Origin of the sequence: Oceanobacillus polygoni (genome assembly GCF_008304605.1) — a bacterium.
Taxonomy (GTDB): Bacteria; Bacillota; Bacilli; order Bacillales; family Amphibacillaceae; genus Oceanobacillus; species Oceanobacillus polygoni.
In genome coordinates, this window is the sequence record NZ_PIJY01000045.1 from 230,408 (window position 1) to 243,732 (window position 13,325).

The 13,325-nt window shown below is 37.9% G+C and carries 14 protein-coding genes; 10 read left to right on the forward strand and 4 right to left on the reverse strand.

The window, feature by feature from the left end:
• Nucleotides 1-134: 134 nt before the first annotated feature.
• The 6 genes from acnA to F1560_RS20065 all read left to right on the forward strand — a co-directional run bounded on the left by acnA (nt 135) and on the right by F1560_RS20065 (nt 5,189).
• On the forward strand, nt 135-2,846 hold the full coding sequence (acnA, locus tag F1560_RS20040) for an aconitate hydratase AcnA (RefSeq protein WP_149476395.1): 2,712 nt from the start codon (nt 135-137) through the stop codon (nt 2,844-2,846).
• A 316-nt stretch (nt 2,847-3,162) separates the two neighbouring features.
• Nucleotides 3,163-3,774: a TlpA family protein disulfide reductase gene (locus F1560_RS20045; protein ID WP_149476396.1), complete on the forward strand. Its 612-nt coding sequence runs from the start codon at nt 3,163-3,165 to the stop codon at nt 3,772-3,774.
• 51 nt (nt 3,775-3,825) lie between these two features.
• Entirely contained in the window at nt 3,826-3,996 is a 171-nt protein-coding gene (locus F1560_RS20050) for an FbpB family small basic protein (protein WP_245347709.1), read from the forward strand.
• 104 nt (nt 3,997-4,100) lie between these two features.
• Nucleotides 4,101-4,337 carry a small acid-soluble spore protein Tlp gene (gene tlp / locus F1560_RS20055; protein WP_149476397.1) on the forward strand — a complete coding sequence of 79 codons (237 nt, stop codon included), beginning with the start codon at nt 4,101-4,103 and terminating at the stop codon, nt 4,335-4,337.
• Nucleotides 4,338-4,464: 127 nt separating this feature from the next.
• Entirely contained in the window at nt 4,465-4,887 is a 423-nt protein-coding gene (locus tag F1560_RS20060) for an acyl-CoA thioesterase (protein WP_149476398.1), read from the forward strand.
• Between the two features lie 2 nt (nt 4,888-4,889).
• A complete protein-coding gene (locus F1560_RS20065; RefSeq protein ID WP_149476399.1) occupies nt 4,890-5,189 on the forward strand; it encodes a hypothetical protein in 300 nt (99 codons plus the stop codon).
• 76 nt (nt 5,190-5,265) lie between these two features.
• Here F1560_RS20065 and F1560_RS20070 read toward each other — a convergent pair whose 3' ends face one another.
• The 4 genes from F1560_RS20070 to plsY all read right to left on the reverse strand — a co-directional run bounded on the left by F1560_RS20070 (nt 5,266) and on the right by plsY (nt 7,430).
• Entirely contained in the window at nt 5,266-5,553 is a 288-nt protein-coding gene (locus F1560_RS20070) for a HesB/YadR/YfhF family protein (RefSeq protein WP_149476400.1), read from the reverse strand.
• Between the two features lie 24 nt (nt 5,554-5,577).
• The gene (gene yidD, locus F1560_RS20075) at nt 5,578-5,811 is read right to left on the reverse strand and encodes a membrane protein insertion efficiency factor YidD (protein ID WP_149476401.1); all 234 of its coding nucleotides are present in this window, start codon (nt 5,809-5,811) and stop codon (nt 5,578-5,580) included.
• A 3-nt stretch (nt 5,812-5,814) separates the two neighbouring features.
• Nucleotides 5,815-6,753, reverse strand: coding sequence for a GTP cyclohydrolase FolE2 (gene folE2 / locus F1560_RS20080; RefSeq protein ID WP_149476402.1), 939 nt, complete (start codon nt 6,751-6,753; stop codon nt 5,815-5,817).
• Between the two features lie 95 nt (nt 6,754-6,848).
• Nucleotides 6,849-7,430, reverse strand: coding sequence for a glycerol-3-phosphate 1-O-acyltransferase PlsY (gene plsY, locus F1560_RS20085; protein WP_149476403.1), 582 nt, complete (start codon nt 7,428-7,430; stop codon nt 6,849-6,851).
• Nucleotides 7,431-7,638: 208 nt separating this feature from the next.
• Between plsY and F1560_RS20090 the strand changes: the two genes are divergently transcribed.
• The 4 genes from F1560_RS20090 (at nt 7,639) to parE (ending at nt 13,273) form a co-directional block, all read left to right on the forward strand.
• Nucleotides 7,639-8,706: an ABC transporter ATP-binding protein gene (locus F1560_RS20090; RefSeq protein WP_149476404.1), complete on the forward strand. Its 1,068-nt coding sequence runs from the start codon at nt 7,639-7,641 to the stop codon at nt 8,704-8,706.
• Nucleotides 8,703-10,229, forward strand: coding sequence for an ABC transporter permease/substrate-binding protein (locus tag F1560_RS20095; RefSeq protein WP_149476405.1), 1,527 nt, complete (start codon nt 8,703-8,705; stop codon nt 10,227-10,229). The genes F1560_RS20090 and F1560_RS20095 overlap by 4 nt, the downstream gene beginning before the upstream one ends.
• Nucleotides 10,230-10,242: 13 nt before the next feature.
• Nucleotides 10,243-10,662, forward strand: a complete 420-nt coding sequence (locus F1560_RS20100) for a CoA-binding protein (protein WP_149476406.1) — start codon at nt 10,243-10,245, stop codon at nt 10,660-10,662.
• Nucleotides 10,663-11,317: 655 nt separating this feature from the next.
• Entirely contained in the window at nt 11,318-13,273 is a 1,956-nt protein-coding gene (parE, locus tag F1560_RS20105) for a DNA topoisomerase IV subunit B (protein ID WP_149476407.1), read from the forward strand.
• Nucleotides 13,274-13,325: the final 52 nt, after the last annotated feature.

Genomic DNA, 13,325 nt, shown 5'->3' on the forward strand with positions numbered 1-13,325 from the left:
GATTCCTATATTATAAGTATGTAAGACCTATTTTAATATTGAATTTATGCGTTTTTTGAAACGAAAGAATTTTGTCACACCTTGGAATAAATTCAAGGTGGGGGACAAAAGTAGTGAATGAAAGGGGTAACAAAATGACGAATCAAAATGTATTTAACGCTAAAAAGCAATTTGAATCGAAAGGCAAGACGTATAATTATTATCGTCTAAAAAGCTTGGAAGAAGCTGGAATCGGTAAAGTGGGGCGTTTACCTTTTTCAATCCGTGTACTATTAGAATCCCTATTACGTCAGCATGACGGACATCAAATCAAAAATGAACATGTTGAAGCACTTGCAAAGTGGGGTACAAAAGATGGAGAAGGAGTCGATGTTCCTTTTAAGCCATCTCGAGTTATTTTACAGGATTTTACTGGGGTACCCGCAGTTGTTGACCTTGCTTCACTTCGAAAAGCAATGGTCGACCTTGGTGGGGAACCGGATAAAATCAATCCAGAAGTTCCAGTTGATTTAGTTATTGACCACTCTGTACAGGTCGATCAGTATGGTACAGCTAATGCGCTTCAAGCAAATATGGACTTGGAATTTGAACGAAATGCAGAACGTTATGAGTTTTTGAACTGGGCACAGAAAGCATTTGATAACTATCGTGCTGTTCCTCCAGCAACTGGTATCGTTCACCAAGTTAACTTAGAGTATATTGCGAATGTGGTTCATGGTATAGAAAATGATGCTGGTGAATACGATGCTTATCCGGACACACTTGTTGGAACAGACTCTCACACCACGATGATTAACGGTTTAGGTGTTCTTGGATGGGGTGTTGGTGGTATTGAAGCTGAGGCTGGAATGCTTGGGCAGCCATCTTATTTCCCAGCACCTGAAGTAATTGGTGTTAAATTTACGGGAAGCTTTCCAAATGGAACTACTGCAACTGATTTAGCATTAAAAGTAACACAGGTTCTTCGTGAACAAAGTGTAGTAGGTAAATTTGTTGAATATTTCGGTCCTGGGCTACAAGATATGCCACTTGCTGACCGTGCTACAATCTCTAATATGGCACCGGAGTATGGTGCTACTTGTGGATTCTTCCCAGTTGATGAAGAAGCTTTAAACTATCTTCGTTTAACAGGACGTAGTGAAGAGCAAATTAGCTTAGTAGAAACATATTGTAAAGAAAATAATCTTTGGTATACTCCAGATCAAGCAGATCCAGAATATACGAAGGTGATTGAGATTAATCTTTCTGACTTAGAGCCGAATCTATCTGGACCAAAACGTCCACAGGATTTAATTTCTTTATCCAATATGAAAAAGGAATTTAATAAAGCAATCACTGCTCCTGAAGGAAACCAAGGGTTTGGCCTAGACAAATCCGAGTTTGATAAAGAAGTGATTGTACAGCATTCAAATGGAGCTACTTCTACCATGAAAACTGGTGCGCTTGCTATCGCAGCGATTACATCTTGTACGAATACATCTAACCCATATGTAATGCTTGGTGCTGGACTTGTAGCGAAAAAAGCTGTAGAAAAAGGGCTAAAGGTGCCAGAATATGTGAAAACATCATTGGCTCCAGGATCTAAAGTTGTTACACGCTACTTGGAAGATGCCGGCTTACAAACATATCTTGATCAACTAGGCTTTAACCTTGTTGGTTATGGTTGTACGACATGTATCGGTAACTCAGGTCCATTACGTGAAGAAATTGAAAAAGCGATTGTAGATAGTGATCTCATTGCTTCATCTGTTTTATCTGGTAACCGTAACTTTGAAGGGCGTATCCATCCATTAGTAAAAGCAAACTACTTGGCTTCACCACCATTAGTTGTTGCTTATGCATTAGCTGGAACAGTAGACATTGACTTATCAAAAGAGGCACTAGGTAAAGATAAAGATGGAAACCCTATTTACATGACTGATATTTGGCCAACAATGCAGGAAATAAAAGATGAAGTACAAAGCGTTGTTACGCCTGAAATCTTCCGTAAAGAGTATGAAGATGTATTTTCTTCAAACGAAAAATGGAATGAAATTCAAACAACAGATGAGCCTTTGTTTGAATGGGATAGTGAATCAACGTATATTCAAAACCCACCATTCTTTGAAGGATTAGCGAAAGATGCTGGAACTGTTGAAGCACTAAACGGTTTACGTGCAATTGGATTAATCGGTGATTCTGTAACAACTGACCATATTTCACCAGCAGGTGCGATTGCTAAAGATATGCCTGCAGGGAAACACTTACAAGAAAAAGGTGTCTCACCAAGAAACTTTAACTCCTATGGGTCACGCCGTGGAAATCATGAAATTATGATGCGTGGTACGTTTGCTAACATCCGTATTCGTAACCTGCTGGCTCCTGGTACAGAAGGTGGTTATACAACTTACTGGCCAACAGGTGAAGTAATGCCAATCTATGATGCTGCTATGAAGTATCAGCAGGATGGAACTGGACTTGTTGTTATGGGCGGTAAGGATTATGGAATGGGATCTTCTCGTGACTGGGCAGCAAAAGGTACGAACTTGCTAGGAATTAAGACAGTTATCGCTGAAAGTTTTGAACGTATTCACCGTTCAAACCTGGTAATGATGGGTGTACTTCCATTACAGTTTGAAAAAGGTCAAAGTGCCAAGAAGCTTGGTTTAACTGGTAAAGAAACATTTAACGTAGAAGTTGATGAAAGTGTTCGTCCACTTGATTTAGTGAAGGTTACTGCAACAGATGAATCTGGTAAGGTAACAGAATTTAATGCTGTTGCACGCTTTGATAGTGATGTTGAGATTGACTACTATCGTCATGGTGGAATTCTACAAATGGTGTTACGAAATAAATTAAAAGCATAAGTTATACGTAATCGTAAACTTGCTAGAAAAATGCTCTGCTACCCTATGGCAGAGCATTTTTTATTGCAAATAAAATATAGAATGCGAACTACAGACAATGATGGATCGTGCGAATATCCGCCCGGAGCGATCCCAGACAGCGATAGTTAATCAGACTCAGCAAGTAATCATTAGTCCATAGTTTCTTTCAAATATCAATCATTCATGAATATTTTAAGAACAATAACCTAATTACCTTTACAAAACATTCATAAATACATACGATTAAGGAGAGAAGCTTGCTTAACGATGTGAGTGGTAGAGGAGGATTGGCGTCTTGTTTAAGAAAATTTTTGGATTAACGATGCTGCTCGTATTAATTGGTATCGTCATTGGAAATTTTATCGATCATAGAAATGAAAGCAAAATTAATGAAACTGAGGATTCAGATACGTATCTATATGATGTAACTGGTGATACGAATGTTAAGGGGGGAGCTATTGCCCCAGCTGAAAGTGTGGGCATTAAGCAAGGTGACCTTGCACCAGATTTTGAACTTGAAACACTAAGTGGTGATCGTTTGAAGTTATCAGAGCTTCGTGGAAAAAAAGTAATATTGAATTTTTGGGCCACATGGTGCCCGCCATGTCGAGAAGAAATGCCTGGAATGCAGCAATATTATGAAGAGAACCAAGATGAAGTTGTTGTAGTCGCTGTTAACCTGACAGACAAAGATACGAGTGAACAAGCAGTTCATAATTTTATTGATGAGTTCGGATTTACGTATCCGATACCGTTGGATCGTGATGGAGATATCGCGAAAGAGTATGGCGTCATTGTGGTACCTACTACTTATTTTATCGGTACGGATGGTGTAGTACAACAACCTCGGGTAGCTGGACCTTTAGAGTATGACTATATGACTGAAATGGTAGATGGTTTAAATTAATTTAATTAATTATAAAATTTGTAGAAATGGTAATACTACTTATTAGAATGTTTGTATAAAAAGGGGTGGATTACCATTTCTCTTAAAAAGAAGCTACGTTTCGATGACCTCGTTGCAGAAAATCGAAAACAGATTTTAGAAGACAGAAAACTCATGGAGCAAATTGAAGATAATTTGGACATGAGGATGCATCAGACTGTAAAGAAAGTAAGCGAAAACTAAGAAAAATGCTACTTCCTAAAATTGAAAGGAAGTAGCATTTTTTCGTATAGAATTTCGTTTTATTGAAAGAATAAGCCTATGTAATTTCAGAAAGGAGAATCAGCATGACAGATAAATATAATCAACAGCCAAATCCAGATGATCGTAGTGATAATGTAGAAAAAATACAAAACATGGTACACGATACAATTGAAAATTTAGAAGAAGCACATGAAACAATGCAATTCAGTTCCGGTGAAGAAAAAGAACAAATTATTGCAAAGAATAAGCGAAGAGAAGAAGCAATTGAGGGCTTTCGTGAAGAAATAAAGGATGAGTCTCACGGGCAGCATGATCAATAATACAAAGAAAACAGTCTCAAACCATAGGAGTTTGAGACTGTTTCACTTTTTAATCGTCTCCAATCACTTTTACTGCATAATGTGATACGATTAAGAAAGTGACAAAATTAAGGGGAAGTGAAATAAATTGAAGAAAGTACGAACACCGCTAGAAGTAAGGTATCAGGAGACAGATCAAATGGGCGTTGTTTACCACGCGAATTATTTAGTGTGGTTTGAAATAGGGAGAACCAAATACATTGAAGCCCTTGGACTTAGCTACGCTGCGATGGAGAAGGATAATGCAGTAGCTCCAGTTCTCGATGCACAACTTACGTTCAAGAAGCCAATTCGATATGGGGAGGAAGCCTATGTTGAAACATGGCTAGAAGAGTATGATGGACTTCGGACGGTATATGGCTATCATATTCTAGATTCTACAGATAATATCGCTGTAAGTGGATTTACAAAGCATGCGGTCGTTAAGAAGGATTCGTTCCGCCCGATGTCATTAAGAAGATCTTTTCCAGAATGGCATCATGCTTATTCCGAACAAATAAAGGGAGAATAGAAATGGCATTTGGAATCAAAAGAAGTGAGTTAATCGCTTGGAAGGAAAAAGTGACAAATGGCGAAATCGATTTTTTGACTCATTATTGGATAGATGAACGATTTCCAGGTTGTAATACGGTGACAAAAGTGGGTTGCAGTGACCTAGATAAGTTGATAGCTTGGGGGGAATGTTATGGTCTACAAGAAGAATGGATTCATCAAGATGATACCTACCCACATTTTGACTTGTTTGGTGAGCGTCAAAGCAAAATACTGCGAAAGGAAAATCAGTGGGAGCAAATAGAGCGTTTTAAATTATAAGCATTTAACTTTATTATGAGTGCATACATGGAAGAATAAAGGCGCTGATCGTTGATCAGCGCCTTTTAAGTATTCGTTAAACATACTCCATAATCGGTTCATTCCGTTGCTCATCTAAATGTACTTCTAAATTACTTTCTTCAAAATACCATGCATCAGCTTCTTCGATATAAAACGTAATATTCTCCACTTCTGTAGATGCATGAGTAGATTGGGGTTTATCTAGTTTTAATCCAAGGGAAAATCCTGGAATCTTACCACCGACTCCTCCATATCGAACGAAAAAACGTAATTGAGTTGTGTCTTTAATATCCAGTTCTTCTTTATACCATTTTGCGGCTTCCGTGCTGACTTTTAGATTCAATCAAGACAACTCCCTTTGTAAATACTATTTGTTTTGTTTGTCCTTTTTCTCTGGTACATAGTCAACGCCACCAGGATGGAATGGGTGACATTTACTAATTCTTTTTATCGTCAAATAGGTTCCTTTTATGGCACCAAAACGTCTAAATGCTTCAAGTCCGTATTCAGAGCATGTAGGATAGAATCTGCATGTTGATGGGGTATAGGGACTAATCGCAGCTCGGTAAAATTTAATGAGCCCAATAAATAGATATTTCATTGTTTACTGCTCAGATTCAACGTTTTGCTTATCAAAGGTTATGGATGCAATAGCATCATGTAGATGAATGGACTCCTCATTTCTACAAGATACATTAAATTTTGTAACAAAAGGCATTTCATATAAATCAGCTGCAACTAAACGCACCATATCCTCTACAAATCGAGGATTTTCATATGCTTGTTCCGTTACCACTTTCTCATCCGGTCGTTTAAGTACGGGATGAATTCTAGCACTTGCATTACTTTCTGCTGCATGTAAGAGTACTTCCTTCCAATCTATTTTGTTTTCATCAAAATCATCGGAGAGGGTGATGTCCATTGCCACTTCACCGCGCTGATTATGTGCGCTATACTCACTAATTTCTTTTGAGCAAGGACATAGCGTTGTAATCAGCGCAGATAAAGATACTTCCACCGATGTACCTTTTGCTTGATTATAGGTTACTCGAATTGAAGCATTTGCATGATTTAGTCCAGCTAGATTGGAATGGGGACCTTTTCGTTCATAAAACCATGGAAATGCTACTTCCACAGTTGCATCCTTTTGTTCAAGACGCTCTGACAATTCGATAGCAAATGTTTTTAAATTAGCTAATGTGAGGCTAAAGCCTTGCTCATGGTACTGATTTAGTTGTTCCATAAATCGGCTCATATTCGTGCCTTTACTTGTATTAGCTAAACTGGATGAAAATTTGAATGTACCTATACTTGTTTGAAATCCAGGGTTCATATTACTTTCAATGGTAATTGGATATTTAACATTGGAAATTCCAACTACATTCAAATCAAATAGAAAATCTTTCTTTGTATTTTGTAGGTCTGCCATTTTACTCTTTTCAACAGGTTTTGTTTTTTTTGCTGGTTGGACAGAACCAAATAATTTATGTCGTTGTTCTTTCGTTGGTAATTGCTTTAGCGGGAATATTTTTGTTTCTTGCAAAGCGATAGTCCCCTTTCAAGTTCTTAGGTAATGATAAGTATACTGAATGGATACTTATTATTCAATTTATTGGATTGAAATGATGATAGATGGAATTACATCCATTTTATTTTTGGTTCAGTTCCATTTCGAATTCGTTTGATATTTTCTAAATGCCTATAAAAAACAAATGCTGTTAGTAGGGCTACAACAATAATCAAGCCGATATCTTTAAAGAAGATGGATACAAAAACACTAATCACTCCAGTAATCATGGATGATAATGATACGTATTTAGAAAGATATAAAGATGATATAAAAGTTGCAATCATTATAAGAAATAGCAGTGGATATATTCCTAAAATAATGCCACTAGATGTTGCAACAGCTTTTCCACCTTTAAATCGTGCAAAAACAGGGTACATATGCCCGATAACGGCGAAAACTCCAATAGCAAGCCGATAAATTTCCACATCAAAGAGTAGTGGTATTAACGTTGCCGCTGTGCCTTTTAAAATATCTGCTAAGGTTACAATTATACCTGCTTTTATACCGAGTACGCGAAATGTATTGGTAGCACCGAGATTGCCACTTCCATGCTCTCGTATATCCAGTTTATAACCAATTTTACCAACGAGCAGTGCTGATGGTATGGAGCCTAACAAATATGCAATAATAGCAAATACGATATATTCCATAAATTTTCCTACTTTCATTGTTTTAAATTAAATACGTTAATTCATTGCTGATGTAAAGTACTAGCTTTTATTTTAGCATGAACAGCTGAGATAAAGAACCTAGAATATGAACTATTATACGATATCGGTTCATGAATTAAAAATGTTTATAAAAACGAAAAGAGGGTATCACCGTAAAAGTAGACTTTGAATTATGAGGAGCAAAGCCATGATCGAATTTAAAAACGTGAATAAAGTATACCCAGATGGAACGGAAGCAATTAAAGATTTTTCATTAGAAATTAAAGAGGGGGAATTGATGACACTAATTGGGCCAAGTGGATGTGGAAAGACAACAACAATGAAAATGATTAATCGTCTCATTGATCCCACATCAGGCTCAATCTACATAAATGGAAAAGCTATTACAGATTATAACATACACGAATTAAGATGGAATATTGGGTATGTACTTCAGCAAATCGCATTATTTCCGCATATGTCAATTGCTGAAAATATCGCGGTTGTTCCCGAAATGAAGAAATGGAAAAAGCAAGAAATTGTAAGTAGAAGTCACGACCTCTTGGATATGGTTGGGTTGGATCCATCTACATTCGGGAATCGAATGCCGGGAGAGCTTTCCGGAGGACAACAGCAACGGATTGGCGTTATTCGTGCACTCGCTGCCGATCCGGATATTATATTAATGGACGAACCATTCAGCGCTCTTGACCCGATCAGTAGAGAGCAGTTACAAAACGATATTCAGCAGTTACAGAAGGAAATTAAGAAAACAATTGTATTTGTAACCCATGACATGGATGAAGCTTTGAAGTTAGGAGACCGAATTTGCTTGATGAAGGACGGCAGTATGGTCCAGGTCGATCAAGCGGAACAATTAATTATGAACCCAGCTAATGATTTTGTTAAAGATTTTCTCGGAAATAAAAAATCACCATGGGAGACGACCGTCGGTAGTATTGTTGATCAACAGATGGATGCAATTATAACAAAGTCCATTTATGAATCACAGACCTTCCCAAGTCAGGGAACTTATATCGTTGTTGATGAACATAGCGATTATGTAGATATGGTTCGAAATGGCAGTGTGTTCCATGGAAAGACAGTTCGTCACGATATGACATTGTCTCAAGCTGTCGAACTGCTGCAGGAAAGTGATCAGTTGCTGTTCCCGGTTTTGGATAAACAACAGGTTGTTGGCATTTTAACCTATCCACAAATTGTTGCATACTTAAAGAGTAAAACAGCTATCGAAAATGGGGTGACCCATCAATGAGTAATTTTATTGCTGTTTTTGAGCAACGACAGGAAATGCTTTTGCGAACGATCATGGAACATTTGCAGATTTCTTTAATTTCCTTAATGATAGCGATCGTTATTGCTGTTCCACTTGGCTTGTTATTGACTAGGTATCCAAAAGCTGCAGAGCCCGTAATTGGCGTATCAGCAGTATTACAAACAATCCCAAGCCTTGCTGTTCTCGCATTTCTTATTCCGTTTTTCGGTATCGGTACGACACCGGCAATTATTGCTTTAATTCTTTATGGTTTGTTACCTATTCTAAGGAATACATATACGGGGATTAGGGAAGTAGATCCAGCTTTAAAAGAAGCTGCTACAGGAATGGGAATGAATTCTTTCAGGCGTTTGACCAAAATTGAACTGCCAATTGCTATGCCGGTAATTATGGCAGGAATTCGAACATCGATGGTCTTAATCGTTGGTACAACAACGATTGCTGCTTTAATTGGCGCCGGAGGATTAGGTGAAATTATATTACTTGGTCTAGATCGTGGGGCAGATATTCATTTAATCTTACTTGGAGCAATTCCGGCAGCATTGCTTGCAATTGCACTGGATATGATATTACGAATTTTTGAACGTTTTTCTAAAAAGGCAGGTTTAAAATCATTTATTGCTATGCTTGTACTTGTAGTTCTTATCGTCGCAGCACCACTAATTTTGAATGGAACTAAACAGGCTGATCTTGTTATCGGTGGAAAAATGGGGTCTGAACCGGATATACTAATTAATATGTACAAATTATTAATTGAAGATCAAACAGATCTTGAGGTTGGTTTAGAGCCGAATCTTGGCAAAACCGCATTTGTTTTTAGCGCGTTACAACAGGGTAGTATCGATATTTTCCCTGAGTTTACCGGAACTGCTATCGTAACACACTTAGAAGACCAAGCAAATAGCAACGATGCTAAGGAAGTGTATGAGCAGGCAAAACAAGGGATGAAAGAGGAATTTGGCATGGAACTGCTTATGCCGATGGAATTTAATAATACCTATACCGTAGCAACGACAGAAGAATTGGCGGAGAGGTACGATCTTGAAGAGATTGGTGATTTAAAACAAATCGAGAATGAAATAACTGCCGGGTTTACGTTAGAGTTTAATGATCGCTATGATGGTTACGTAGGCATGCAGGAAGTGTATAACCTGCAAATTGCAGACGTTAAAACGATGGAACCAGGTATTAGGGAATCTGCTCTATCAAATGGTGAGGTTGATATCATTGATGCTTATGCTACAGACAGTTATATGGTAGAATTGGACTTGGTAACCTTATCCGATCCAGAGAATCTATTTCCACCATATCAAGGTGCGCCTCTATTGCGTGAGGATACATTAGAGGAATATCCAGTACTACGGGATATTTTAAATCAGCTCAGTGGAAAAATAACGGATGATGAAATGCGTGAAATGAACTATCAAGTGGATTATGAAGACGAGTCGGCAGAAATAGTTGCAAGGGAATATTTAATACGTGAAGGTTTGATAACGAATTGAGGAGGGTGTTCAAATGGCTTGGGAAAATCCTACAAATGATGAATTAAAAGAGATCTTGGAATCGGCAAAAACAATTGCAGTAGTTGGTCTATCCAATAATCAAGATAAAACTGCTTATCAAATTGCAAAAATTATGCAGGAAGTAGGCTATCGAATCATTCCTGTTAATCCGTCAGTGGATGAAGTGCTTGGTGAGAAGGCCTATCCTTCACTAATGGCTATTCCGGACAAAATTGATATTATAAACATTTTTAGAAGGCCAGAGTATTTACCGGAAATTGCAAAAGAAGCAGCAGAAACTGACTGCCGTATCTTCTGGGCACAGCAAGGAATTGTTAATGAAGATGCCTATCATTACTTAAAAGAAAGAGATTTTACCGTAATTATGGATCTCTGCATTAAGGTTGTACATGCCGTGCTTGTCAAAAAATAATGGTAAACAATTTAAAAAAATGCTTGAAAAGGATGACGAACTTATGTCATCCTTTTTAATGGCAATTAAACTTTGTTTTCGTACCGAAAATAAAGTCAAAGAAATAGCAAAGTAAAATGAGTTGTTTACTGGAAAAATATAAACTGCTAACAAATGTGAAATGATGGATTATGCGTAAACTCGCTTCGGAAATACACTACGCTAGTACTGGTTTATTGGCTATTACAACATCGTTTATCAAAAATAAAAACGTTGCTCTAACCAGTCCGGGTGAGCGGAGGGCGTGCCCGCGGAAAGCATCCGCCCGAAGCGATCCCGGACGGCGATAGTTGCTCAGGTTAAGCAAATAATCATTAGTTCGCAGTTTCTTTCAACTGAGATGGTAATAAAAAACAAGTAAAGAGCAGTCGGTTTATGCATGTTTACAATTTCACACGAAGCTAATCTAGGGGCAGAATGCAGTGTGCGTATAGAACGTTTTTTAGCTGTTTATGCATTAAAACAGCAATTGTAGTATACTTATTAGCATATTCTGCGGTATGATAATTGAACAGAAGCTGTTATATAAAAAAATGAGTAATTTACATTCGCGAACAATTGTTCTAATATAAAGAAAGTCGAATTGTTTTTGTTTTTGAAAGGAGTAGTGGATTGATTGAATAATGAATTCCAATATTCGGATGATTCCATCCAAGTTCTCGAAGGTCTTGACGCTGTTAGAAAAAGACCTGGAATGTATATAGGAAGTACAGATAGCCGTGGACTACACCATCTTGTTTTTGAGATTGTGGATAATGCGGTTGATGAAGCTTTAGCAGGCTATGGGAATGAAATAAAAGTAACGATACATAAAGATAATAGTATTTCTGTCCAAGATAGTGGGCGTGGTATACCAACAGGGATGCATAGTACTGGTAAGCCGACAACCGAGGTAATTTTTACGGTGCTCCATGCAGGTGGAAAGTTTGGACAAGGTGGTTATAAAACGAGCGGTGGGCTACATGGGGTAGGTTCTTCTGTAGTGAATGCATTATCTGAGTGGTTGGACGTAACGATATTCCGTGACGGATTTACATATTTTCAACGTTTTGAAGATGGTGGAAAGCCAGTAAGCTCCCTTGAAAAAAGAGGTGCTACCAGGAAGAAAGGAACTACCATTCATTTTAAGCCAGACCCAACGATTTTTTCTACAACGGATTATGATTTTGAAACCATTTCTGAACGGCTACGTGAGTCTGCATTTTTATTAAAAGGATTAAAAATAGAACTTATTGACGAGCGAAATGATGAAAAAGAATTGTATGAGTTTCCGGACGGTCTAGTTTCCTTCGTTGACTATGTAAATGAAGAGAAAGATATACTGCATCCAGTTGTTTCTTTTGAAGGGGAGCAACAAGCATTAGAGGTTGAGTTTGCTTTTCAATTTAATGATGGCTATGCAGAAAGTATGCTGTCCTTCGTTAACCATGTACGTACGAGAGATGGTGGAACACATGAATCTGGAGCGCGAAGTGCAATAACGAGGACGTTTAATGAATATGCAAGAAGAATCGGTTTATTGAAAGAGAAGGATAAGAATCTAGAAGGTACAGATATCCGAGAGGGACTCACTGCTATTATCTCTGTTCGAGTGCCTGAGGATAAGCTTCAATTTGAAGGACAAACGAAAGGTAAGCTAGGCACAATTGAAGCCCGATCTGCAGTTGATGCAGTCGTATCTGAAAATCTAAATTATTTTCTAGAAGAAAATCCAGATGTATCTGGCATGCTCGTTAAGAAAGCAATTAAAGCGAAAGAAGCTCGTGAAGCGGCACGAAAAGCTCGTGAAGACGCAAGATCAGGTAAAAAGCGGAGAAGAAAAGATACGTTACTAAGTGGAAAGCTTACACCGGCACAATCGAAAAATCCGAAAAAAAATGAGCTTTATCTTGTTGAGGGAGATTCAGCCGGTGGTTCTGCTAAACAAGGGAGAGATAGAAAGTTCCAAGCGGTTTTACCTTTGCGCGGGAAAGTAATTAATACAGAGAAGGCTAAGCTACAAGACGTGTTTAAGAATGAAGAAATCTCCACAATCATTCATACAATTGGAGCAGGAGTTGGCGGTGACTTCGATTTAGATGATGTACAATACGATAAAATCATTATTATGACGGATGCCGATACAGATGGTGCCCATATTCAGGTACTGTTATTAACATTCTTCTATCGCTATATGCGTTTACTTGTAGAAGCGGGAAAAGTATTTATCGCACTGCCGCCTCTATTTAAAATCTCTAAGGGAAAAGGCAAAAATGAAAAAATTGTCTATGCTTGGGATGAAGCTGAAATGAAAGAGGCCTTAAAAGCGTTTAAAAATGGATACACGATTCAACGGTATAAAGGTCTTGGTGAAATGAATGCTGACCAGCTTTGGGAAACGACGATGAACCCAGAAACTCGAACATTGATTCGGGTGACGATTGAAGATATTGCAAGAGCAGAACGACGTGTAACAACCTTAATGGGGGATAAAGTAGAGCCACGAAGGAAATGGATAGAAGGAAATGTTAAATTTGGCTTAGAAGAAGACACCAATATATTAGAAAATGATAAAATACACACCGATCATTAATCTATATCGGATCTATGTTTGATTTATGATGTATAAACGATCCCAAAACAAG

Excerpts from the sequence above, each read along its gene's own strand:
- acnA (WP_149476395.1), top strand. The coding sequence starts at position 135 with ATGACGAATCAAAATGTATTTAACGCTAAAAAGCAATTTGAATCGAAA.
- tlp (WP_149476397.1), top strand. The coding sequence starts at position 4,101 with ATGACAGATAAATATAATCAACAGCCAAATCCAGATGATCGTAGTGAT.
- F1560_RS20065 (WP_149476399.1), top strand. The coding sequence starts at position 4,890 with ATGGCATTTGGAATCAAAAGAAGTGAGTTAATCGCTTGGAAGGAAAAA.
- yidD (WP_149476401.1), bottom strand. The coding sequence starts at position 5,811 with ATGAAATATCTATTTATTGGGCTCATTAAATTTTACCGAGCTGCGATT.
- plsY (WP_149476403.1), bottom strand. The coding sequence starts at position 7,430 with ATGGAATATATCGTATTTGCTATTATTGCATATTTGTTAGGCTCCATA.
- F1560_RS20090 (WP_149476404.1), top strand. The coding sequence starts at position 7,639 with ATGATCGAATTTAAAAACGTGAATAAAGTATACCCAGATGGAACGGAA.
- F1560_RS20095 (WP_149476405.1), top strand. The coding sequence starts at position 8,703 with ATGAGTAATTTTATTGCTGTTTTTGAGCAACGACAGGAAATGCTTTTG.
- F1560_RS20100 (WP_149476406.1), top strand. The coding sequence starts at position 10,243 with ATGGCTTGGGAAAATCCTACAAATGATGAATTAAAAGAGATCTTGGAA.